Annotated in this window: 20 protein-coding genes and 1 pseudogene; 6 read left to right on the top strand and 15 right to left on the bottom strand. The window is 49.4% G+C overall.

From position 1 onward, the window contains the following. The first annotated feature begins 166 nt into the window (after positions 1 to 166). Positions 167 to 793, top strand: a complete 627-nt coding sequence (locus J1G48_RS14845; RefSeq protein WP_000631904.1) for a glutathione S-transferase family protein — start codon at positions 167 to 169, stop codon at positions 791 to 793. Here J1G48_RS14845 and J1G48_RS23540 read toward each other — a convergent pair. Further along, entirely contained in the window at positions 790 to 951 is a 162-nt protein-coding gene (locus J1G48_RS23540) for a PQQ-dependent sugar dehydrogenase (protein WP_001715619.1), read from the bottom strand. The two genes, J1G48_RS14845 and J1G48_RS23540, sit on opposite strands and share 4 nt — an antisense overlap. Positions 952 to 971: 20 nt before the next feature. Further along, entirely contained in the window at positions 972 to 1,469 is a 498-nt protein-coding gene (locus tag J1G48_RS23545; protein ID WP_021590877.1) for a PQQ-dependent sugar dehydrogenase, read from the bottom strand. Positions 1,470 to 1,815: 346 nt separating this feature from the next. On the opposite strand from J1G48_RS23545, the gene J1G48_RS14860 reads away from it, so the two are divergent. After that, positions 1,816 to 2,241: a GntP family permease gene (locus J1G48_RS14860; RefSeq protein WP_000287110.1), complete on the top strand. Its 426-nt coding sequence runs from the start codon at positions 1,816 to 1,818 to the stop codon at positions 2,239 to 2,241. A 261-nt stretch (positions 2,242 to 2,502) separates the two neighbouring features. Next, positions 2,503 to 3,393 carry a LysR family transcriptional regulator gene (locus J1G48_RS14865; protein ID WP_000545335.1) on the top strand — a complete coding sequence of 297 codons (891 nt, stop codon included), beginning with the start codon at positions 2,503 to 2,505 and terminating at the stop codon, positions 3,391 to 3,393. Between the two features lie 5 nt (positions 3,394 to 3,398). On the opposite strand, the gene J1G48_RS14870 is transcribed toward J1G48_RS14865, so the two are convergent. The 8 genes and pseudogenes from J1G48_RS14870 to bssR all read right to left on the bottom strand — a co-directional run bounded on the left by J1G48_RS14870 (position 3,399) and on the right by bssR (position 10,336). Beyond that, the gene (locus tag J1G48_RS14870) at positions 3,399 to 5,084 is read right to left on the bottom strand and encodes an electron transfer flavoprotein-ubiquinone oxidoreductase (protein ID WP_001000306.1); all 1,686 of its coding nucleotides are present in this window, start codon (positions 5,082 to 5,084) and stop codon (positions 3,399 to 3,401) included. 448 nt (positions 5,085 to 5,532) lie between these two features. Continuing rightward, positions 5,533 to 6,696 (bottom strand): acyl-CoA dehydrogenase family protein, encoded by a 1,164-nt coding sequence (locus tag J1G48_RS14875; protein ID WP_000835399.1) that lies wholly within the window; start codon positions 6,694 to 6,696, stop codon positions 5,533 to 5,535. Next, a complete protein-coding gene (locus J1G48_RS14880) occupies positions 6,693 to 6,956 on the bottom strand; it encodes a hypothetical protein (RefSeq protein ID WP_001677061.1) in 264 nt (87 codons plus the stop codon). Before J1G48_RS14880 ends, J1G48_RS14875 begins: the two co-directional genes overlap by 4 nt. 32 nt (positions 6,957 to 6,988) lie before the next feature. Next, the gene (locus J1G48_RS14885) at positions 6,989 to 7,942 is read right to left on the bottom strand and encodes an FAD-binding protein (RefSeq protein WP_000157772.1); all 954 of its coding nucleotides are present in this window, start codon (positions 7,940 to 7,942) and stop codon (positions 6,989 to 6,991) included. A gap of 10 nt (positions 7,943 to 7,952) precedes the next feature. After that, positions 7,953 to 8,702 carry an electron transfer flavoprotein subunit beta/FixA family protein gene (locus J1G48_RS14890; RefSeq protein WP_001677062.1) on the bottom strand — a complete coding sequence of 250 codons (750 nt, stop codon included), beginning with the start codon at positions 8,700 to 8,702 and terminating at the stop codon, positions 7,953 to 7,955. A gap of 22 nt (positions 8,703 to 8,724) precedes the next feature. Further along, a complete protein-coding gene (locus J1G48_RS14895; protein ID WP_001521476.1) occupies positions 8,725 to 9,240 on the bottom strand; it encodes a CoA ester lyase in 516 nt (171 codons plus the stop codon). Positions 9,241 to 9,604: 364 nt separating this feature from the next. Then, positions 9,605 to 9,851, bottom strand: a pseudogene (locus tag J1G48_RS23390) (IS4 family transposase); the annotation flags it as partial. Between the two features lie 101 nt (positions 9,852 to 9,952). Further along, entirely contained in the window at positions 9,953 to 10,336 is a 384-nt protein-coding gene (gene bssR, locus J1G48_RS14900; RefSeq protein WP_000259651.1) for a biofilm formation regulator BssR, read from the bottom strand. 230 nt (positions 10,337 to 10,566) lie between these two features. Between bssR and rimO the strand changes: the two genes are divergently transcribed. Beyond that, positions 10,567 to 11,892: a 30S ribosomal protein S12 methylthiotransferase RimO gene (rimO, locus tag J1G48_RS14905; protein WP_000073317.1), complete on the top strand. Its 1,326-nt coding sequence runs from the start codon at positions 10,567 to 10,569 to the stop codon at positions 11,890 to 11,892. 90 nt (positions 11,893 to 11,982) lie between these two features. Here rimO and gsiD read toward each other — a convergent pair whose 3' ends face one another. From gsiD to iaaA, 5 genes are read right to left on the bottom strand one after another with little or no spacing between them, the layout of a single operon-like run. Continuing rightward, positions 11,983 to 12,894, bottom strand: coding sequence for a glutathione ABC transporter permease GsiD (gene gsiD / locus J1G48_RS14910; protein ID WP_001236024.1), 912 nt, complete (start codon positions 12,892 to 12,894; stop codon positions 11,983 to 11,985). A 2-nt stretch (positions 12,895 to 12,896) separates the two neighbouring features. After that, positions 12,897 to 13,817, bottom strand: a complete 921-nt coding sequence (gene gsiC / locus J1G48_RS14915) for a glutathione ABC transporter permease GsiC (protein WP_000936067.1) — start codon at positions 13,815 to 13,817, stop codon at positions 12,897 to 12,899. Between the two features lie 60 nt (positions 13,818 to 13,877). After that, positions 13,878 to 15,416 (bottom strand): glutathione ABC transporter substrate-binding protein GsiB, encoded by a 1,539-nt coding sequence (gene gsiB, locus J1G48_RS14920; RefSeq protein WP_000191430.1) that lies wholly within the window; start codon positions 15,414 to 15,416, stop codon positions 13,878 to 13,880. Positions 15,417 to 15,448: 32 nt separating this feature from the next. Then, positions 15,449 to 17,320 carry a glutathione ABC transporter ATP-binding protein GsiA gene (gene gsiA, locus J1G48_RS14925; RefSeq protein ID WP_001120597.1) on the bottom strand — a complete coding sequence of 624 codons (1,872 nt, stop codon included), beginning with the start codon at positions 17,318 to 17,320 and terminating at the stop codon, positions 15,449 to 15,451. 10 nt (positions 17,321 to 17,330) lie between these two features. After that, on the bottom strand, positions 17,331 to 18,272 hold the full coding sequence (gene iaaA, locus J1G48_RS14930) for a beta-aspartyl-peptidase (protein WP_001030503.1): 942 nt from the start codon (positions 18,270 to 18,272) through the stop codon (positions 17,331 to 17,333). A 202-nt stretch (positions 18,273 to 18,474) separates the two neighbouring features. On the opposite strand from iaaA, the gene moeA reads away from it, so the two are divergent. Further along, complete coding sequence (moeA, locus tag J1G48_RS14935) at positions 18,475 to 19,710, top strand: molybdopterin molybdotransferase MoeA (RefSeq protein ID WP_000395783.1); 1,236 nt, start codon at positions 18,475 to 18,477, stop codon at positions 19,708 to 19,710. After that, the gene (gene moeB / locus J1G48_RS14940; protein ID WP_000829289.1) at positions 19,710 to 20,459 is read left to right on the top strand and encodes a molybdopterin-synthase adenylyltransferase MoeB; all 750 of its coding nucleotides are present in this window, start codon (positions 19,710 to 19,712) and stop codon (positions 20,457 to 20,459) included. Before moeA ends, moeB begins: the two co-directional genes overlap by 1 nt. Positions 20,460 to 20,489 lie beyond the last annotated feature (30 nt).

The following is a 20,489-nucleotide window of genomic DNA, read 5'->3' on the forward strand; positions in this document are numbered from 1 at the left end:
CGACGTTAAAGAAACCGTAACTTGGTAAAGTTTTTAAAGTTTATGCAATAACATCCCGTTACGCTTCCTTCATAACGATTTTTTTACAGACCATTGTGTAAATGTTAGGTTTATCTCACGGTAGGCCGATTACTGTCATCATCCTGATAAAACGGAAGGGGTTAATATGATTACGCTGTGGGGCCGGAACAACTCGACTAATGTTAAAAAAGTGTTGTGGACGCTTGAAGAGCTGGAACTGCCATACGATCAAATTCTGGCAGGCGGAAAATTCGGCGTTAACCAGGATGCCGACTATCTGGCGATGAATCCTAATGGGCTGGTGCCGCTGCTTAAAGATGATGAAACCGACCTGTTATTGTGGGAATCCAATGCCATTGTCCGCTATCTGGCGGCGCAATACGGCCAGAACCGGCTATGGGTTGATAATCCGGCGCGGCGTGCGGAGGGCGAAAAATGGATGGACTGGGCGAATCAAACGTTAAGCCCGGCGCACCGCGTGATCCTGATGGGACTGGTCAGAACCCCGCCGGAAAAACGCGACCAGGCGGCAATTGAAGCTGGTATCGAAAAGTGTGATGGCCTGTTTGCGCTTCTTGATGATGCTCTGGCCCGCCAGCCGTGGTTCTCCGGAGATAACTTTGGCACCGGCGATATCGCTATTGCGCCTTTCGTCTATAACCTGCTGAACGTGGGTCTGAAATGGACGCCGCGCCCGAATCTGGAGCGCTGGTATCAGCAGCTTACCGAGCGCCCTGCTTTTCGCAAAGTGGTGATGATCCCGGTGACCTAACGCGTGGCTGCAGGACTTACCTTGAGTAACTGCCCGTCGGACTCATCGGTTAACACATATAAGTAGCCGTCAGGTCCGACACGCACATCCCGAATACGCTGCTTTCTGTCACCCAGAATACGGCCTTCTTCCGTCACCGTATTGCCATCGACGCGCATCACAATGACCTCTTTATCTTTTAGCGCGCCGATAAACAGTTTGTGCCGTCACGGCACAAAAACGTCGCTGATATAAAGGCCATCCCGCTAATTGCCGGAGAATCTTTCCAGTAATAAACCGGCTGCTCCGCCCCCGCGACAATTTTACCTTTGGCTTCCGACACTTTCAGACCGCTATAGTTAACGCCCCATGTAGCCAGCGGCCAGCCATAATTTTTGCCTTTTTCCGGGATGTTAATTTCATCGCCGCCGCGCGGACCGTGTTCATGCAGCCATAGCGCGCCGCTCCAGGGATTGATGGCCAGCCCCTGCGGATTACGAATACCGGCATTGTACATGGCAAGATCAACAACCTGCCCTTTCATGCCGGGCTGACAGGCGCGGTATTCATAGTCGACCTGAAAGCTGCGGCAACATGCCTGACAGCGGTAATGCTGGTGCCCTGCACTCCCCGGACCATACTTTTTAACGGATGCCGTTTGCGCGCAAAACGGGCATTTCACATCGACTTTAGCCATCATAAATCCTGCGATAAAAGTCGGTATTCGAAACGATAATCAACGATTGAATACATGATCGTTTTCTGGGGATTTCACTGCATGTCATGATGGTTTACTCCTGCGATGAATAAGAGAACGGCGTTTAACCGTAAAATCAACATGCAGCGGGTCGAGAATAAAGATTATTAACGGAGTGATACCGACTTGAATCCGCCGAGTACTTTTTAGAGTATGTTCCATTCTTCGCGCCGGAATCCCTGAGTAATAGCCTGTCTGATCTAAAATGGAGATCAGAAAAATATGACACAAGCTGTTGCATAACATGGATAAAATGGGTAGTCATGCTAGCGAGATAAGACAATGAATGTATTCATTACTGATGCTGGTCGCTTATCGTGGTTACAGTGTGATCCTTTTTGCTCCGCTGGTAGCACTTGGCGCAGTTCTGTTCACCCGTCCAGTGACGGTCGCCCCGGTTTTCAGTGATATATTTATGGATAAGTTGATCGGTTTTGTAAAACTTTATTTTCCTGTCTTTCTGCTGGGCGCAGTATTTGGCAAGCTGATTGAATTTGCTGGTTTTTACTACTCAATTGTCAGTGCTGTGACCTGTATGGTGGGCCAGAACAAAGCCATGCCGATGATTATTCTTGTATGCGCTTTATTGACCTATGGAGGCGTATCATTGTTTGTGGTGGCGTTTGCCAATCTGTTCTTTACTTGGCTGATTCCACATATTTACGGTGATCAGTTTATGATAAATCTGCCGGGGCTGAAAAAACCGCTGTAAACGGGTTAACCTGATGACCACGGGGAGCAGGTATTAGCATCTACGTTACAACGGTTCCGACAATATGTCTGACCTGACCCCCTGTCAGCGGTCACCAGCGTCCTACCAGATCCCCGGATCATGGTAGGGCGGTGACACCGTCAGCCTACATTTTGTAGTTATCTCGACGTGACAGGAATTCGGATAGGCCGAAATACTCAGTCTGACTGAGTCTATAAAAAAGCAGCACACTGTATTATACGTTAATTATGAGCCACAACGATGCACTTTGATATAAAAGATTTAAAATTATTCCTTGCTATCAGTGAAGAAGGGAGCTTAACACGTGGAGCGGAAAAAACTTACATGTCTGCCGCATCTGGTAGCGTGCGTATACGTAATCTTGAACAGAGTATCAATCTGAGATTGCTGTATCGTAGTAGCAAGGGGATAACGTTATCCTCTGCTGGTGAAACATTTAAACACCACGCCAGCCTTATTGTGAATCAGATGGAAATGTTACGTAGCGATATGCAGGAGCATGTTAAAGGCATCAAAGGACATGTCAGAATATTTTCCAGTATAACTGCTATTGCAGAGTATCTCCCCCCATTGTTGAGCCATTTCCTTACACTATATAACGATGTGAATATTGATCTCAGGGAGTATCCAAGTCCGGAAATTGTACGTTCTGTTATTGAGGGGAAAACTGATCTCGGAATTGTTGCTGGTAATATTACAACAGATAATCTTGAAATACTGCCGTTCCGTACTGATAGGCTAGTGCTTATCACCGCGACAGACCATCCCTTTGCTGACAGAAAAAGCGTGACCTTTCATGAATTAATTCAATATGAACAAATCAGTCTGCCTGAAGGGACAGGAATGTTTGAATTTATCCGAAAAAAGGCAGAACTAGTACCATCTAAACTGAAAATTAGAATACAGGTCGGCAACTTTGAAACATTTTGCCGTATGGTTGAAGCAAAAGTGGGCATTGGTATAATGCCTCACTCTGCTGCATCCCGTTTGCGTCAGTTGCATGAATTTTCGATTATTGATCTTGATGAATTTTGGTCATTAAGAAAATTACAAATCTGCGCCAGAAGCTTTGACAAATTACCCGGCTTCACACAAAAACTGGTTACTATGCTCACAGCTCAGACTGAGTGATAGCGTTACATCCCTGTATAATTTGGTCCGTTGCCACCTTCAGGCGTAGTCCAGGTTATATTTTGTTTAGGATCTTTAATGTCACAAACTTTACAGTGAATACAGTTCTGTGAATTTATTTGCAGACGCATGTTTTGTGTTTCACTATCCTGTAAAAATTCATATACTCCGGCAGGGCAATATCGTTCTTCGGGGCCACCATAAATATCCAGATTAATGGATATAGGGATATTCTGATCACTGATTTTCAAATGTACTGGCTGGTCGTCATCATGCCAGGTGTTACTGAGATAGACGGATGACAAAATATCAAACGTCAGTTTACCGTCAGGTTTGTCGTACAGTTTTTTCTGGCTTTTGTTGGCCGGTTGCAGAGTGATATTGTCCGGTCGGTTATTTTTTACACGCCAGGGGATTTTTTTTATACCCATTCGGGGAAGCAGCCAATGCTCAATGCCAGTCATGATAAAACCTATCACACGCCCTTTTTTAAACCAGGGTTTGAAATTACTACCATTTTCCAGTTCCTGCCAAAGCCAGCTCTGTCGCAGTAATGTTTGATATTCTGTCAGTATGTCGTTTTTCCTGTTGTCCAGCAAAGCATTAAATATAGCGTCAGCCGCTATCATGCCACTTTTGATAGCTGTATGGATGCCCTTGATTCTACTTGCATTGAGCGTACCGGCATTACAACCAATCAGCAGACCACCAGGTAAACAGGGATCAGGCATAGACGCAATCCCGCCGTTATTGATTGCTCTTGCGCCATAACCAATACGCTTACCCCGGTCAATGTATTTGCGTATAGAAGGGTGTGTTTTCAGGCGCTGCATTTCCTGAAAAGGGCTTAACCAGGGATTTGAATAATCAAGTCCCACAACCAAACCTAGTGCAATTTTATTATCATTAAGATGATAGAGAAACCCACCCCCGAACGACTCTTTATCCAGAGGCCAACCTGTGGTGTGAATTACAAGCCCCGGATGGGACTGGTCTGATGGAACCTCCCACAACTCTTTTATGCCTATGCTAAAACTCTGGGGTGCTTTGCCTGTATCAAGATGAAATTTTTTGATCAGTTCTTTAGCCAGACTACCGCGGGCCCCTTCGGCAAAAATTGTATATTTTGCCAGAATTTCTATTCCACTCTGGAACCCCTCTTTCTTGCTGCCATCCCGATGACGTCCCATATCACCAGTTACTACACCGATAATGTTAGTATCCTGATCATACAGTATCTCAGTTGCCGAAAAGCCTGCATAAATATCCACGCCTGACGTTTCTGCCTGACCGGCGAGCCATTTAATGAGATTACCGAGGCTTACGATAAAGTTTCCATGGTTGCGAAAATTATCAGGAATCAATGCATCCGGCAAATTAATACATTTTTCATTCGTCAGTAACAGTAATTTATCCTGAGTAACAGGCTGTTTAATGGGTGCGCCTCTTTCCTGCCAATCAGGAATTAGTTCATTCAGCGCTCGGGGATCCATGACTGCCCCACTGAGAATATGAGAACCAGGCTCAGCTCCTTTATCAAGGACGATAATGGACAGTTCTTTTCCTGCATCATTTGCCTGTAATTTAAGTTTAAGAGCTGCAGATAATCCGGCGGGTCCTGCTCCCACAATAAGAACATCACATTCTATTGTCTCACGTGATTGCTGGGTATTAGAAAGTGTATCGTTCATTATTAACTCCTTAATTTTTCAGCACCGTAGGAACAGCTATATTATGTAAATAAAATTGCATTCATATTGTAACCAATGAAATAAATATCATAGTGATAAAACAGATGAAATGGTATAGGAATGTTCAACCTTAGAAAAAGGTGCCTATAAGACTATATAGCCAGTTATCAACTATTAAAAAAATGTCGGTGATGATGAAGCATTCCATAACATTTATATTTAGCTTTCTCCCTCAGATGAAAAAGAATATACACAAATCATTTTTAAGCCGTTCATCATAATTGCAGGAAAAGTCCCTGTTTTCTTGGCATTCTATTATAGTTACCCGCGAGAAATAATCAGCAAACTGTCGGGTACAGAAGGGAGTGGCAATGACATGTTCAATCGAGACTATAATGACTCCGGACAGAGGTAACTGTTTCATAATATTTTTCCAATTGATTTGACATCAGAATGAACGTGGCATCTCCAGCACATGCTCAGCGATATAGCTCAGGATCAGGTTGGTAGATATGGGAGCAACCTGATATAAACGTGTTTCTCTAAACTTTCGTTCGATATCATACTCACAGGCAAAACCATATCCACCATGAAATTGCAGGCAGGCATTGGCTGCTTCCCAGCTGGCTTTCGCAGCAAGGTATTTCGCCATATTAGCCTGTGCTCCACAATCAAGATGCTGATCAAAAAGCTCGCACGCTTTAAAACGCATCAGATTAGCCGCTTCCACTGCAATAAATGCTTCTGCAATAGGAAACTGCACCCCCTGGTTCTGACCAATGGGACGACCAAAAACCTCACGCTCGCAGGTATAGCGGGTAACACGATCCATAAACCAATATCCATCGCCTATACATTCTGCCGCAATCAAGGTACGCTCTGCATTTAAACCATCAAGTATGTAATGAAAACCCATACCCTCTTCACCAATAAGATTTTCTTCGGGAATTTCCAGGTTGTCAAAAAAGAGCTCGTTGGTTTCATGATTGACCATATTGGGAATAGGTCGTACTGTCATTCCATTTTTCATAGCTTCTTTAATATCAACCATGAAAATAGACATCCCTTCGGATTTACGTTTTACATTTGCAAGCGGAGTAGTTCGAACCAGAAGAATCATCCAGTCTGAATGTTGAACACGTGAAATCCAGACTTTTTGTCCGTTTATCACATACCGGTCTTCTCTTTTTACAGCTGTAGTTTTAATTCTGGTGGTATCTGTACCTGCTGTGGGTTCTGTGACGCCCATCGACTGCAGGCGCCATTCACCAGTAGCTATCCGTGGCAGCCAGAATTCTTTCTGTTTATCGGATCCATGACGTAACAACGTATTCATGTTATACATCTGACCATGGCAGGCTCCAGAGTTTCCACCCGATCTATTGATCTCTTCCATGATAATAGATGCTTCAGTTAAACCAAGCCCTGACCCTCCAAATTCCTCCGGGATGAGCGCAGCCAGCCAACCAGCTTTGGTTAGTTTATTAACAAACTCTTCAGGATAGGCTTTTGCTTCATCTATCTTACGGTGATATTTATCATCAAATTCACTACATAATGAACGAACCGCATCACGAATATCCTGATATTTATCCCTTTCAATACTTTTCATAATTTTTTCCTCAATAAACCAGCGCCAACAGGGGGTATAAAATGACCTTTTATCGGATGACCATCAGCAGATAGATCTGACTGGCGGTCGACAGGAAGAAAATAGAGCCAGTGCCATAATTCTGGCAGAACGCCCCCCTCTTTAAAGATTTTGATGTCTTTATCCAGAGTGGCGGCCAGCAGCTTAGCGGGACCGGGGTTAAGATAATCGGTGTTGCGCAGAATGCCAGGCTGCCAAATTTGAATATCAGTATATTGCATAAAAGTTACCTTTAAGGAGGAAAAAATATGATTTATAATTTATCGATAAGTTCAGGTACAGCTTTGAAAATATCAGCTACCAAACCATAATCCGCAATAGAAAAGATAGGAGCGTCAGGATCTTTATTAATAGCGACAATGACGCCTGACTCTTTCATCCCGGCAAGATGTTGTATGGCGCCAGAAATTCCCAGAGCAATATAAAGTTGAGGCGCAACGATTTTTCCGGTCTGGCCAATCTGATAATCATTTGGTGCATAACCAGCATCTACAGCAGCCCGGCTTGCCCCCACGGCAGCGCCTAATTTATCTGCCAGGTTATCAACAAGTTCTTTGAATGCCTGTGCACTTCCTACTCCTCGTCCACCTGATACTACAACTCTGGCGGATTGTAAGTCTGGACGGTTACTTTTATTAACATGTTGGCTAATAAATTTTACCTGATCTGAACCAAGAACAACCTCTGTAAATTCAATGGGGGCTTTTCCCTCATCTTCCGCAACCGCAGCCGCAGCCGCAAATGAGGTAGGACGAACAGTTATCACTTTATATTCATCATCACTGTGTACTGTGGCAATAGCGTTACCCGCATAGATTGGACGTTCAAAGGTATGTTGATCAATGACACGCGTAATATCACTAATCTGAGATACATCAAGTTTTGCTGCTAAGCGTGGCGCACAGTTTTTTCCAAAAGAGCTTGCAGGAAAAAGAATGGACTGATAATGATTTTTCCCACTATTCAAAAAATAGCTGATCTGTTTTTCCACATTCTCTGCCAGAAGGTGTTCGAATAGTGGGCTGTCAGCAACAAATACAGTGGATATCCCCTGAATATGACTGGCTTTAACTGCAATACTTTCTATACCATATCCTAACATAAGTATATCTATATCACTATTAATGGCTTTTGCCGCAGTGATAGTACTGAGTGTTGAAGGTAAAAGAGTATTGCCGTTATGTTCAGCAATAACTAAAGAAGCCATATTTTCCTCCTTAAATTACTTTTTCTTCGTTTTTTAATTTATCTAGCAGCGTGTTAATATCTGGAACGATTATGCCTGCTTTCCTTCTTGCTGGCTCATCAACTTTAATAATAGTCAATCTGGATGACGGGTTAATACCAAGTGAATCGAAATCTATCTCCTTAACAGGTTTCTTTTTGGCTTTAATAACATTCGGCAAGCTGATATTCCTCGGTGTATTCAGACGTAGATCTGTAGTGAGTACTGCAGGCAGGGATAAATTTAACGTTTCTAATCCTCCATCAACCTCACGAACAGCAGTTAATGAATTATCAGAAATAGTAATTTCACTAACATTAGTGGCTTGGGGAAGATCGAGTAATGCTGCCAGCATTTGGCCTACCTGATTACAATCATCGTCAATAGCTTGCTTGCCTAATAATATAATATCGGGTTTTTCATTCCGGGTAATAGCGGTGATAGTTTTGGCCACAATTAGTGGTGTAAGAGAGTTTTTTGTTAATATGTATATTGCCCTGTCTGCCCCTGCTGCCAGTGCTGTACGCAATACATCCCCTACACCTGTGTTTCCTATAGACACTACAACAACCTCACTGATTAATCCCCGTTCTTTTAAACGTACTGCTTCTTCAACTGCAATTTCATCAAATGGATTGATACTGAGTTTTGAATCAGAAATATCAACATCAGAATGATCTCGCTTTATTCTAATTCTAACGTTATGATCGACAACTTGTTTTACACAAACTAAAGCTTTCATTGGTGACTCCTTCATATATTTACTAAATGCTATGAGCCAAAATCCTTTTTGCTTTTTCCAGTAACGGTTTATCCACCATTTGCCCTTCATGACTGAACGCTCCATGGGGATATTGAGCCAGTCGCATAATCTGGGGAACCCACTCGATTTCTTGTTTTAAATAGCTGAATGCTCTGTTTACATGTGAAATTTGTGGAGGGTGAATACATACCTTGCCACTGAACCCCATTTTACAGGAGTGAATAGCATTTTGTATTGTCAACTCGTTTTTCATAAATTCAGTTGTGATACCGTCAACAGAAGGATATGATCCAGCCAGGCGTGAAGTTATTACAATTTTTGCACGTACAGCAATCAGTACTTTTTCATCATTACTCATGAAATTCAGAGCATTTTCTCTGGCAATTATTTTTTTCTCAGATGACACCGCATTTTCTAAATCAAGGATTACGCTATCAGCACAACTGCTATTTGCTTTTTCAAATCGTTCAGGTTGGTCCCCCGTAACGAAAAGAAAAAACCGTTCTAACGTTTGCATTCTCGTCTCTCATTTGAATGGAGCATCTGATAATTCAATATATCTTAAAAACATAATTTTCTGAATTAGCTTTTATCTAACCCCCCATTAAAATTGGTTCAGGTTCGCTGATAACAGAAAGAAACATGTAATTTATTGTTACAATAACAAAGATAAAAATAAAATTTAATTATTTGATATAAATAACGTTTCAGAATAGTAAACGGCCGACATTCCGTACCTGTTTCAGGAGTGAATTCGACTATACCGTTCCCTAAGAACATCAACGATTGTCTGGTGAACCGAATTTAGTCACCTTTGGCGGAAAACAGGCTGGCATATAGGAGAGCATGACAACCCGGGTCATTCCCTCCGTGATTTTTTAGTAACACGCTGAAAAAGTATCTGAAACTTCATTCTGCAAGTGAGACTTTCCCCGAAGTCGATCGATACGTTTTGTCTTGTGCCTGACCGATGCTACTCCTGACAAATCACGCCCAATACTGAATAAGTGTAAGAGATGCACTGTTAATCACTACACTGGTAGCCTCAATCAGAGATTGACGGCGGTAAAGGTGCAAAGGCTCCAGTATATTTTTAAAGGATTTTTGGCATAATGAACGAGCAGGCATAGTGATGATTTCCTTGAAAGTGTTAGCGCAATCAATTAGATCACATAACACTATGCCTGTCTTGGTTTGCTGGGGATTCCTCAGGAGTCGCCTCCCCTTGTTCAGACCTGTGTAAGCGGTGAATGTGCTTTCAGACTCTGAATACTCAGCGTCAAAGTTGTCAGACAGTTTTCAAGTTTATCTGCGTTGACGGCAATAAAGGTCGGACAATCATGGTGTCCGCTCATTAAACAAACGGCGGCGGCTGCAAGCGCGCCTTCGGCACGGCGCAGCGCGTTCCACTCTTCCTGATCGAGATGCAGTCCCTGCCGTAAAGCGTGATCGTGGAGCTCGCGATTCAGTTCAAAAAAATTGTCACGCAGAGTGTCACTTTCGCTGACTGACATATACCCCTTCGCTTTTCGCAATTGCAGATAAGCGGCAAGATCGATACGCGCGTTTATCAGCTTGTTGAGAAGATCGGTTCTCAGTCTGTCAACGACCATACCTTTTTTCCTCCTCTTTTCTACCAGGGTTCAACTTAATAGTATGGTCGTTTTTTAGACAAAGGGGTGTCAGAGATCAAGAATTTTCTTAGAAGTGCCCTTTTTCACCTTTTGCTGATAACCACAACGGTTGATGCCGCCGCTCTCGATGAGATTGCGATACAATTTTTGTTCGGATATCTGTAGAATCCCTGCCCTGACCATTCCAATAAATGAACACTTTTTAAGCTATGAGTAATGTAACCCACCAGCCAAAGATCGGCTTCGTTTCCCTGGGCTGTCCGAAAAACCTCGTTGATTCGGAACGCATCCTGACTGAGCTGCGTACCGAAGGCTATGACGTTGTGCCACGCTATGACGATGCGGATATGGTTATCGTTAATACCTGTGGCTTTATTGACAGCGCGGTACAAGAGTCGCTGGAAGCCATTGGCGAAGCGCTGAACGAAAACGGTAAGGTAATCGTCACCGGCTGCCTGGGCGCAAAAGAAGATCAGATCCGCGAAGTGCATCCGAAAGTACTGGAAATCACCGGGCCGCATAGCTATGAGCAAGTTCTGCAGCACGTACATCATTACGTACCGAAGCCGAAGCACAATCCATTTTTAAGCCTCGTACCAGAACAGGGTGTAAAACTGACGCCGCGCCATTATGCGTATCTGAAAATTTCTGAAGGCTGTAATCACCGCTGCACGTTCTGCATCATCCCGTCGATGCGCGGGGATCTGGTCAGCCGTCCGATTGGCGACGTATTAAGCGAAGCGAAACGTCTGGTTGATGCCGGGGTCAAAGAGATTCTGGTGATTTCGCAAGATACCTCCGCCTACGGCGTAGATGTGAAGCACCGCACCGGATTCCATAATGGCGAACCGGTGAAAACCAGTATGGTGAGCCTGTGCGAGCAGTTATCAAAACTGGGCGTCTGGACACGTCTGCACTACGTCTACCCCTACCCACACGTTGATGATGTGATTCCGCTAATGGCGGAAGGCAAAATCCTGCCTTATCTGGACATTCCGCTGCAACATGCCAGCCCGCGGATTCTTAAACTGATGAAACGTCCCGGTTCCGTTGACCGCCAGCTGGCGCGCATTAAGCAGTGGCGCGAAATCTGCCCGGAACTGACCCTACGCTCCACCTTTATTGTCGGCTTCCCCGGCGAAACGGAAGAAGACTTCCAGATGCTGCTCGACTTCCTGAAAGAGGCGCGCCTCGATCGTGTAGGCTGCTTCAAGTACAGCCCGGTGGAAGGCGCAGGCGCGAATGAGCTGCCGGATCAGGTGCCGGAAGAGGTGAAAGAAGAGCGCTGGAACCGCTTTATGCAACTGCAACAGCAAATCTCCGCTGAGCGCTTGCAGGAAAAAGTGGGCCGCGAAATTCTGGTGATCGTCGATGAGGTTGACGAAGAAGGCGCTATCGGGCGTAGCATGGCGGATGCGCCGGAAATTGACGGCGCGGTCTATTTGAACGGCGAAACCAACGTCAAGCCGGGCGATATCGTGCGCGTGAAAGTGGAAAACGCCGACGAATATGATTTGTGGGGCAGTCGGGTTTAACGCCACCTCCCCCGGCGCGGGTGCCGGATGTGTTATCCCGCCTGACGAGCCCGTTCCAGGCCCTCCAGGCGTCAACGCCACCGGGCTGGCTTACCCCTTAATCTTCGGGTCCAGCGCATCGCGCAACCCGTCGCCTAACAGGTTAAACGCCAGCACTGTCAGGAAAATCGCCACCGCCGGGAAGAGCGCTACGTGCGGCGCGATGACCATATCCGCCCGCGCTTCATTGAGCATCGCTCCCCACTCCGGCGTTGGCGGCTGCGCGCCTAATCCGAGAAATGACAGGCTTGCCGCGGAAATAATTGACGTACCGATACGCATCGTAAAGAAAACCACAATTGACGAGACCGTTCCCGGCAATATATGGCTAAACAAAATCGTCGTGTCGCTGGCGCCGATACTGCGGGCAGACTCAATAAACGTCTGCTGTTTTAAGACCAGGGTATTTCCGCGCACCAGACGAGCAAACGCCGGAATAGAGAAAATCGCCACCGCAACGATCACATTAGCAATACCGCTGCCTAACACCGCCACAACGGCAATCGCCAGCAAAATGCCGGGGAAGGCGAACAGCACATCGCAAATGCGCATAATAAAACGATCCCACCAGCCTTCATAATATCCCGCCAGCAATCCCAACACCGTACCGATTATCGCGCCGATAAATACCGCGAACACGCCCGCCGCCAGTGAGATCTGCGCCCCAACGAGAACCCGGCTAAAGATGTCTCTTCCCAGCGAGTCAACGCCAAACCAGTGCTGCAAAGAGGGGCCATTGTTCAGGCTATCGTAGTCAAAATAGTTTTCCGCATCGTAGGGCGTCAGCCAACGGGCAAAAATCGCCACCAGAATTAACGCCAGTACGAATCCCCCGGCGACCAACGCGACATGCTGGCGGCGAAAACGACGCCAGAACTCCCGCCACGGCGTGCGTATCTGGTCGGGTTTTACCACCGGCATAGCATGTAAAATCGCCTGACGGCGCCAGTTAAATAATCGCATCCTTACTTATACCTGATAGCCGGATTAATGGCGGCATAGAGGACATCCACCACTAAGTTGATAAGAATAAATTCCAGAGAAAACAGCAGCACTTCCGCCTGAATCACGGGGTAGTCGCGCATGTCGACGGAGTCGACCAGTAATCGCCCAAGCCCCGGCCAGTTAAACACTTTTTCAACGACGATCGATCCGCCAAGCAGGAAGCCAAATTGCAGTCCCATCATGGTGACGACCGGGATCATCGCATTGCGCAGGCCATGTTTTAACACCACCCACGTTTCACTGACGCCTTTCGCCCGCGCGGTCCTCATGTAATCCTCGCTCAGGACATCGACAAACGAGGAGCGCGTAAAACGCGCCATGACTGATGCCACCGCCGCGCCAAGCGTCAGGGAGGGTAAAATATAATGTTGCCAGCTATCCGCCCCCACGGTCGGTAGCCAGCCCAGATCCACGGAAAAAATCTGCATTAACAACATTCCCAGCGCAAAAGCCGGGAAAGAAATGCCGGTCACGGCAAGCGTCATTCCTAACCGGTCAGGCCAGCGATTACGCCACACGGCGGCGGCGATGCCGATCGCCATGCCAAACAGAACCGCCCATATCATACTGGTTATCGTCAGCCACAGCGTCGGCAAAAAGCGGCTGGCGATCTCCTCAGAAACCGGGCGGCGGGAAACCATTGACGTCCCGAAATCGCCTTGTAAAACATGGGTGATGTAACGCCAAAACTGGACATGAAGCGGCTGATCAAGCCCCAGCTGCTGACGAACCAGCGCGATCACTTGCGCGTCGGCTTCCGGTCCGGCTATCAGCCGCGCCGGGTCGCCGGGCAACAAATGAACAAATAAAAACACCAGCACTGCCACAATCAACAGAGTAGGAATTAATCCCAGCAGGCGCTTGAGAACATAGTTAAGCATCACACGAACCTTTTACCGGATGGCGGACAACGCGCGCGCCATCCAGCCCCATCGCATTACTTACTTCAAATCCGCATCGTCAAAGCTGAAACCGGTATCCGGCATAATCCAGAAACCGGTCAAATTTTTACTGTGCGCAGAAACCAATTTCTCCACCACCAACGGTATCCAGGGCGACTCTTTCCAGATAATATCCTGCGCCTCTTTGTACAATCGTGTTTTCTCCTGCGGATCGTTGGTCTTTAAGGCCGCCGCCAAATCGCTGTCGACCTGCTTGTTGCTGTAAAAAGCGGTATTAAACTGCGTCGGCGGCCAGTTTTGTGAGGCGAAGAGCGGCGATAACGCCCAGTCAGCTTCGCCCGTCGACGCCGACCAGCCGGTATAGAACATTCGCACGCCGCTCTCTTTTTGCCCTTTGCCCTCGACTTCCGCAGCGCGCTGGCCGGCGTCCATCGCGGTTATCCGGGCTTTAATGCCAATCTGCGCCAGTTGCTGTTGGGTAAACTGCAACACTTTTTGCGCGGTGCTATGGTTATGCGATGACCACAGCGTGGTACTGAAACCGTCTGGATACCCCGCCTCTTTCAGCAGTTCGCGCGCTTTAGCCGGATTATAGGGCCACGGCTGATAGCTTTGCGCATAGGCTATCGACGGCGGCACCACGCCCGTCGCCGGCGTGGCGTATCCGGCAAACGCCACTTTAACCAGCGCCTGACGATTGATAGCGTAATTCAACGCCTCACGCACCTTAGGATTATCAAACGGCTTCTGCGTCACATTCATACTGATATAACGCTGCATAATGGACGGGCTGGCGACCAGTTCGAGGTTTTTATTTTTCGCCAGTAACGCGGCCTGCTCATAAGGGATAGGAAAAGCAAATTGCGCTTCGCCGGTTTGCAGCATCGCCGCGCGGGTATTGTTGTCAGTAACCGGACGCCAGGTAATAGAATCCAGCTTGGGTAAGCCCTGCTGCCAGTAACCGGCGAACTTTTTCACTTTGACAAAGTCGGTCTGATTCCAGGTTTCAAGCTGGTATGGACCGGTACCGACCGGATGAAAACCAATATCCTTGCCATATTTTTCCAGCGCTTGCGGCGAGATCATCGCCGTCGCCGGGTGCGCCAGAATATTAATGAAAGCGGAGAACGGCTGTTTCAGGGTAATTTTTACCGTTGCCGGATCGACGACCTCCGTTTTTGCGATATTTTTATACAGGTTATAACGCTTGAGGTGGTTATCCGGATTGCTGGCGCGATCGAGATTCGCTTTCACCGCCGCCGCATCAAAATCCGCGCCGTCCTGAAATTTCACCCCCTGCCGTAGGGTAATGGTGTAGGTCAGACCGTCATCAGAAACGGTATAGCCTTCCGCCAGGACGTTTTTTACCTTCATGTCTTTATCCAGGCCAAACAGCCCCTGATAAAATGACTTCGCCACCGCCTGCGAGAGCGTATCGTTGGCGTCATACGGATCGAGCGTGGTGAAATTAGACCCTACCGCCACCACCACATCTTTGGCCGCCAGGGCCGGAAAAGCCGCAATGGATGAGGCCAGTCCCAGCGCCGCCAGCCATTTATGCGTAATAAATTGCGTCATGTTGTTCTCCTGAAACCCTGCCAGTCTGAATGTTATAAGCGCGAGAGCGCATTATCCTGCTGAGGTCGCGCAACATAATGTCCCGGCCCGACCAACTGTAATGAAACGGCGGGCGTCTCTTCGCCACGTTTATGAATATTGCTGGGTATATCATCTGATAGCAGAACGCGCCGCGGCCGGTGTCTGGAGGGATCGGCAACCGGCACCGCCGCCATCAATTTACGCGTATAAGGATGCTGCGGATTTTCAAAAACGGCGCGCCGCGGCCCCATCTCAACAATTTGACCAAGATACATCACCGCCACGCGATGGCTAATTCGCTCCACGGCCGCCATATCATGCGAAATAAACAGGTAGGCGATCCCCATTTCCCGTTGTAAATCGAGCAGTAAATTAATGATCTGCCCGCGAACGGAAACATCCAGCGCGGAGACCGCCTCATCGGCAATAATCACTTTAGGATTCAATGCCAACGCGCGAGCAATGCAGATGCGCTGACGTTGACCGCCGGAAAACTCATGCGGATAACGCCAGGCATGTTCAGGACGTAATCCGACACGCTCAAGCAACCAGGCCACGCGCTTTGCCGCAGCGTCCCCCTGCCCCAGACCATGAATCCGTAAAGGTTCCATAATGGAATACCCCACGGTCTGGCGCGGGTCGAGCGAGGCGTAAGGGTCCTGGAAAATACACTGAATATCGCGGCGCAACGGCTGGAGTTTACCCGCAGACAGCGTGTCAATGCGCTGGCCGTTAAAGATAATCTCCCCCTGCCGGGATTCAACCAACCGCAGCAGCGCGCGTCCGGTCGTCGATTTTCCGCTACCGGACTCGCCCACCAGCGATAGCGTTTCGCCGGGCCAGAGATCGAAACTGATATTCTCAACGGCATGAACTTCACGCGTAACGCGGTTAAAGAGACCGCTACGCAGCGGGAATCGCGTCACCAGCCCCCGAACCTGGAGAATAGGCTCGCCTTCCACCACCGTGTCTTGCTCAATCTGCGATTCATAAAGGGCCGGTTCGTCAGCGGAAATCAACGGGAAACGGCGTGGCAGCGAGTGGCCGCGCATCGCGCCAAGCTGAGGGACGGCGGCCAGTAACGTTTGGGTATAAGGATGCGTCGGCGCATGGAAAATCTGCTCTACGCTGCCGGTTTCCACGGCCTCGCCCTGATACATCACCAGTACGCGATCGGCGATATCCGCCACGACGCCCATGTCGTGGGTGATAAAAATCACGCCCATCGACATCTCTTGCTGCAACACTTTGATAAGTTGCAGAATTTGCGCCTGGATAGTGACATCCAGCGCCGTGGTGGGTTCATCGGCAATCAATACCGCCGGACGGCAGGATAGCGCCATCGCGATCATGACTCGCTGGCGCATCCCGCCGGAAAGCTGATGCGGATAACGCGATAAAATCGCCTGCGACTCCGGGATCCGTACCTGATCGAGCATACGTTTCGCTTCCGCCAGCGCCTCTTCGTGGCTGGCGCCCTGATGCAAACGAATAGATTCGGCAATTTGCTCGCCAACGGTAAATACCGGGTTGAGCGAGGTCATTGGCTCCTGGAAAATCATGGCGATATCCGCGCCGCGCACACGCCGCATCTGCGCGTCACTCTGCTCAGACAGCTCAATCACCTGGCGATTACGCCGACGCAACAGCATTTCGCCGCAGCGCACGTTCGCGCCCGACTGCTCAATCAGCCGCATTAACGCCAGCGCCGTCACCGATTTTCCCGAGCCCGACTCGCCGACAATCGCCAGAGTCTCTCCACGCTTCAGGCGTAATGACACATTACGCACGGCGTCTACCTGTTGCCCTTCGTGGTGAAACGCGATATTCAGGCCACTGACGGACAGAACATCGCGGCTATCCAGTTCATCGCTGTGCGGCACCTGCGGCTCCTTATTCCCGGTAAATTCCTGTGGTAGGCGTATCCCCGGCATATCCCCAGGCGCGATACATCCCTTCGCTGTTAAACGGCAACGCGACATTACCTTCGTGATCAACGGCGATTAATCCACCGCTGCCGCCCAGCGCCGGTAATTTTTCCATCACCACGCGCTCACAGGCGTCGGCAAGGCTGAGTCCGCCATATTCCATCAATGCGGCGATATCGTAAGCCGCGAGCGTGCGAATAAAGACCTCTCCCGTTCCGGTACAGGAAACGGCGACGCTGGCGTTGTTGGCATAACACCCGGCGCCGACCAGCGGGCTGTCGCCGACGCGCCCGGGCAATTTATTGGTCATCCCGCCGGTAGACGTTGCCGCCGCCAGATTGCCGAATTTATCCCGCGCCACCGCGCCGACTGTACCCATTTTTTTCGTTTCGTCCAGCGGCGCGCCGCTGTGATCGAGCGCCATTTCGCCCGCCGCACGCGCCGCCAGCAATTGCTCGTAACGCGCCGGGGTGGAAAAGATATCCGGCGAAACGCGCGCCATCCCCTGTGAAAAGGCAAAGTTTTCCGCCCCTTCCCCCACCATGAGTACATGCGGGCTGCGCTCCATCACCAGCCTGGCGGCGAGCACAGGATGGCGAACATGACTCACGCCCGCGACGGCTCCGGCTTTCAGGGTATTGCCGTCCATCACGCAGGCATCCAGTTCATGAGTCCCGTCTCGGGTATAGACCGCGCCGATACCCGCATTGAAGAGCGGACACGCTTCCAGCAGACGCACCGCTTCCGTCACTACATCAAGCGCGCTGTCACCCGCTTCCAGCATCTTTTGCCCGCTTTCAACAATCTCTGACAACGCCTGGATATAGCGTAGCTCCTGCTCATGGCTCATTTGCGCGCGAGCAATCGCGCCTGCGCCGCCGTGAATCGCAATCACTGCTTTATTCATTTTTAGGGTCCATTACGGTGGCACACAACTTTTACTATAACTATCAGAATTGTTGTGAGTTATTCATTCGATTTTTGAATATAGAAAGATGCGTAAGGTATGTAAAGGCGCAAGGCCGTCTCTAAGACCGAGGTAGCATACTGCCCGCCACTGTTTTCTGACATAATAGCCGGATTCGATTTTGCCTCGCAGGAGTATGTTCATGGAATTTTCCGCCGGATTGATGCCGCTTGAAACGGCGCTGACACAGATGCTTTCACGTATTACCCCGCTCACCGCCGTAGAAACGTTGCCGCTGGTGAACTGCTTTGGCCGCATCCTGGCGACCGATATCGTTTCTCCCCTCGATGTTCCCGGCTTTGATAATTCAGCTATGGATGGTTATGCGGTACGTATGGCGGATTTGTCCGCCGATAAGCCGCTGCCCGTCGCCGGCAAAGCATTTGCCGGTCAGCCTTACCAGGGAGAGTGGCCTGCGGGCACCTGCATTCGCATTATGACCGGCGCCCCGGTGCCGACAGGTTGCGAGGCGGTAGTTATGCAAGAGCAGACGGAACAAACCGATGACGGCGTGCGTTTTACCGCCGATGTTCGTTGCGGACAAAACATCCGCCGCCGCGGCGAGGATATTCGCCAGGATGCGGTGGTCTTTCCGGCCGGTACGCGCCTGACTACTGCCGAACTGCCAGTGCTGGCGTCGCTGGGAATTGCCGATGCACAGGTTGTACGTAAAGTGCGCGTAGCGCTGTTCTCGACCGGCGACGAGCTCCAGCTTCCGGGCCAGCCGCTGGAGGCGGGACAAATTTATGACACTAACCGTCTAACTATACATTTGATGCTGCAACAGCTTGGCTGCGAAGTGATCAATTTAGGCATTATTCCTGACGATCCCGGTAAGCTTCGCGCCGCGTTTGTCGACGCCGACAGCCAGGCCGATGTAGTGATAAGCTCCGGCGGCGTCTCGGTTGGTGAAGCGGACTATACCAAAACCATCCTTGAGGAGCTGGGCGAAATCGCCTTCTGGAAGCTGGCTATCAAGCCAGGCAAACCGTTTGCCTTCGGCAAGCTCAGTAATAGCTGGTTCTGTGGCCTGCCGGGGAATCCAGTCTCTGCGGCGCTCACTTTTTATCAACTGGTTCAGCCCTTACTGGCGAAGCTTGGCGGCAACACGGCAAGCGCAGTGCCGCCGCGCCAGCGTGTACGCACAGCATCTCGCCTGAAGAAAACGCCGGGGCGTCTCGATTTCCAGCGCGGCATTCTGCAACGTAGCGCCAACGGCGAACTGGAGGTCACGACCACCGGACACCAGGGTTCACATATTTTCAGCTCGTTTAGTCTGGGCAACTGCTTTATTGTGCTGGAGCGTGAACGCGGCAATGTTGAGCCGGGAGAATGGGTGGAAGTCGAGCCGTTTAATGCTCTGTTCGGAGGCCTGTAATGGCGGAACTTAGCGACCAGGAGATGCTGCGCTATAACCGACAAATTATTCTGCGCGGCTTCGATTTTGAAGGGCAGGAAACGTTAAAAGATGCGCGGGTATTAGTGGTCGGGCTGGGCGGACTCGGCTGCGCGGCAACGCAGTATCTGGCCGGCGCTGGCGTCGGGCAACTGACGCTACTCGATTTTGATACCGTTTCCGTTTCCAATCTCCAGCGTCAAACCTTGCACAGCGACGCCACGGTCGGGCAGCCAAAGGTTGAGTCCGCCCGCGACGCGCTGGCGCGAATCAACCCGCATATTACCATTACGCCCGTTAACGCGCGGCTGGACGACGACGCTATGACCAGCCTGATTGCCGGGCATTCGCTGGTACTGGACTGTACTGATAACGTTAGCGTACGTAATCAACTTAACGCCGGGTGCTATACCGCGAAAGTGCCGCTAATCTCCGGCGCGGCAATTCGTATGGAAGGACAAGTTACCGTCTTTACGTATCGGGAAAACGAACCCTGTTACCGCTGCCTGAGCCGTCTGTTTGGCGAAAACGCTCTGACCTGCGTAGAGGCAGGGGTGATGGCGCCACTGATTGGCGTGATCGGTTCGCTACAGGCAATGGAGGCCATTAAGCTGCTGGCGCATTACGGTCAGCCCGCTAGCGGAAAAATCGTCATGTACGATGCGATGACCTGTCAGTTCCGCGAAATGAAGTTAATGCGCAACCCCGGCTGTGAAGTCTGCGGACAGTAGCCACTTTACGGATAAACATACCAAAGCACG

Origin of the sequence: Salmonella sp. SAL-020 (genome assembly GCF_017372215.1) — a bacterium.
GTDB classification, from domain to species: Bacteria; Pseudomonadota; Gammaproteobacteria; order Enterobacterales; family Enterobacteriaceae; genus Salmonella; species Salmonella enterica.

Excerpts from the sequence above, each read along its gene's own strand:
- J1G48_RS14860 (WP_000287110.1), top strand. The coding sequence starts at position 1,816 with ATGTATTCATTACTGATGCTGGTCGCTTATCGTGGTTACAGTGTGATC.
- J1G48_RS14885 (WP_000157772.1), bottom strand. The coding sequence starts at position 7,942 with ATGGCTTCTTTAGTTATTGCTGAACATAACGGCAATACTCTTTTACCT.
- moeB (WP_000829289.1), top strand. The coding sequence starts at position 19,710 with ATGGCGGAACTTAGCGACCAGGAGATGCTGCGCTATAACCGACAAATT.
- J1G48_RS14870 (WP_001000306.1), bottom strand. The coding sequence starts at position 5,084 with ATGAACGATACACTTTCTAATACCCAGCAATCACGTGAGACAATAGAA.
- J1G48_RS23545 (WP_021590877.1), bottom strand. The coding sequence starts at position 1,469 with ATGGCTAAAGTCGATGTGAAATGCCCGTTTTGCGCGCAAACGGCATCC.
- J1G48_RS14880 (WP_001677061.1), bottom strand. The coding sequence starts at position 6,956 with ATGCAATATACTGATATTCAAATTTGGCAGCCTGGCATTCTGCGCAAC.
- J1G48_RS14890 (WP_001677062.1), bottom strand. The coding sequence starts at position 8,702 with ATGAAAGCTTTAGTTTGTGTAAAACAAGTTGTCGATCATAACGTTAGA.
- J1G48_RS23540 (WP_001715619.1), bottom strand. The coding sequence starts at position 951 with ATGCGCGTCGATGGCAATACGGTGACGGAAGAAGGCCGTATTCTGGGT.
- J1G48_RS14845 (WP_000631904.1), top strand. The coding sequence starts at position 167 with ATGATTACGCTGTGGGGCCGGAACAACTCGACTAATGTTAAAAAAGTG.
- gsiB (WP_000191430.1), bottom strand. The coding sequence starts at position 15,416 with ATGACGCAATTTATTACGCATAAATGGCTGGCGGCGCTGGGACTGGCC.
- J1G48_RS14875 (WP_000835399.1), bottom strand. The coding sequence starts at position 6,696 with ATGAAAAGTATTGAAAGGGATAAATATCAGGATATTCGTGATGCGGTT.
- iaaA (WP_001030503.1), bottom strand. The coding sequence starts at position 18,272 with ATGAATAAAGCAGTGATTGCGATTCACGGCGGCGCAGGCGCGATTGCT.
- rimO (WP_000073317.1), top strand. The coding sequence starts at position 10,567 with ATGAGTAATGTAACCCACCAGCCAAAGATCGGCTTCGTTTCCCTGGGC.
- gsiD (WP_001236024.1), bottom strand. The coding sequence starts at position 12,894 with ATGCGATTATTTAACTGGCGCCGTCAGGCGATTTTACATGCTATGCCG.
- bssR (WP_000259651.1), bottom strand. The coding sequence starts at position 10,336 with ATGGTCGTTGACAGACTGAGAACCGATCTTCTCAACAAGCTGATAAAC.
- J1G48_RS14865 (WP_000545335.1), top strand. The coding sequence starts at position 2,503 with ATGCACTTTGATATAAAAGATTTAAAATTATTCCTTGCTATCAGTGAA.
- moeA (WP_000395783.1), top strand. The coding sequence starts at position 18,475 with ATGGAATTTTCCGCCGGATTGATGCCGCTTGAAACGGCGCTGACACAG.
- gsiC (WP_000936067.1), bottom strand. The coding sequence starts at position 13,817 with ATGCTTAACTATGTTCTCAAGCGCCTGCTGGGATTAATTCCTACTCTG.
- J1G48_RS14895 (WP_001521476.1), bottom strand. The coding sequence starts at position 9,240 with ATGCAAACGTTAGAACGGTTTTTTCTTTTCGTTACGGGGGACCAACCT.